The following is a 1,183-nucleotide window of genomic DNA, read 5'->3' as shown; positions in this document are numbered from 1 at the left end:
ACGCAAAATCGCCAGCAGCTACCTACACGAACAAGGCATATTGCCCGATGTCGTTGAACTCTGTTTATCTCACACCATACAAGGCTTACGCGGTGTTTATATGACCTCAAAATACGACAAACACCGTAAAACAGCCCTCCAGAAATGGGGGGATTACATCGAACACTGCAGCAAAGGTTGGCTATAAAAAAGCCCCAAACGGGGCTTTTTCTACGCTGCACGACTTTTTTCGGCCAAATGCTGAATATAAGCTTGCACTTCACTTAACAAATAACCGCGTCTTAGTGCACCTAATTCAATGGCTTTCGGAAAATAAGGGGCGGTTTTCGCCAATGCGTAAAAATAGGCTTTTGAAATCCCCAACATCTCCCATACTGCCTTCGGTCTTAAAATACGTTCTACTTGTTCCATCTTCCATTCCTCCATAAATTACCCTAAATTCAGCCCTACTTCTCGCATCGTATAAATCGACACATAACGGGTGCGGACTTTCGTCTTCACATATTTTCGCCCCTTAAAGCGAACCAACATCTGCGGTTTCTGATTATTTGCCACCTCCTCGCCCGTCGCATTATGAATAAACGGAATGCGCCCATCGGTAATAAACACAATATCCGTCGCGTGTTGCACGCACAGGCTAAACCACCGCGTGCTATTATCCACATTTAGCAACATCACCACCGTCTTGCCTTGCTTGCTCTGTGCAATCGCCTTCTGCACAAAAGGCAACGGGTTCGAATAAGGCGGATTCAGCCAACAATAATCGCCCTCCCAATCCACCTTCAACGCATCTTCCGCCTCAGAAATAAACCGCTCGCACTTCGTATTATGCATCGATGCCGCACAATCCAAATCAAACGCAGGTACATCAAACCAATACTGTGCAAAGTGCAACACCCACCAAGGCGTTGCCCACTTGTCTTTGTCTTCTTTGGCTGTTTTGGTTTTGTGTGTAGTCATTTTTCTACCTCTAATTCGCATACTCAATCTCACCATACTTAAATTTCAGGCGTGCGCCATCGTGGAGCTTGATTTCTGCGCCGTTAATTAAATGCATACGGTGATAATCGTTCAAATAATATTCAGGAATACCCCGACTTTTCACGGCATATTCCAACCGTTTCAGCTCCGCTTGGTGAGTTTGGAAAAATTCCACCAACTGCTCGGCTGAACTTAAGCCCCG

General features: G+C 45.7%; 3 protein-coding genes and 1 pseudogene. 1 reads left to right on the top strand and 3 read right to left on the bottom strand.

The annotated features are described in order from the left end of the window. Positions 1–187: pseudogene (locus tag KH943_RS10100) on the top strand (tyrosine-type recombinase/integrase); the annotation flags it as partial. A 23-nt stretch (positions 188–210) separates the two neighbouring features. Here the strand turns inward: KH943_RS10100 and KH943_RS10095 are convergent. The 3 genes from KH943_RS10095 to KH943_RS10085 all read right to left on the bottom strand — a co-directional run. After that, positions 211–411: a helix-turn-helix transcriptional regulator gene (locus tag KH943_RS10095; RefSeq protein ID WP_304110446.1), complete on the bottom strand. Its 201-nt coding sequence runs from the start codon at positions 409–411 to the stop codon at positions 211–213. Positions 412–429: 18 nt separating this feature from the next. Beyond that, entirely contained in the window at positions 430–960 is a 531-nt protein-coding gene (locus KH943_RS10090) for a phage N-6-adenine-methyltransferase (protein ID WP_304110445.1), read from the bottom strand. Between the two features lie 10 nt (positions 961–970). Next, the coding region (locus KH943_RS10085; RefSeq protein ID WP_304110444.1) for a hypothetical protein at positions 971–1,183 on the bottom strand (213 nt) is incomplete at its 5' end.

It is taken from the genome of Haemophilus parahaemolyticus (genome assembly GCF_018373095.1).
GTDB classification, from domain to species: domain Bacteria; phylum Pseudomonadota; class Gammaproteobacteria; order Enterobacterales; family Pasteurellaceae; genus Haemophilus_A; species Haemophilus_A parahaemolyticus_A.
The sequence above is the reverse complement of the archived record's forward strand: the minus strand, read 5'-3'. Positions and strand labels throughout refer to the sequence as shown.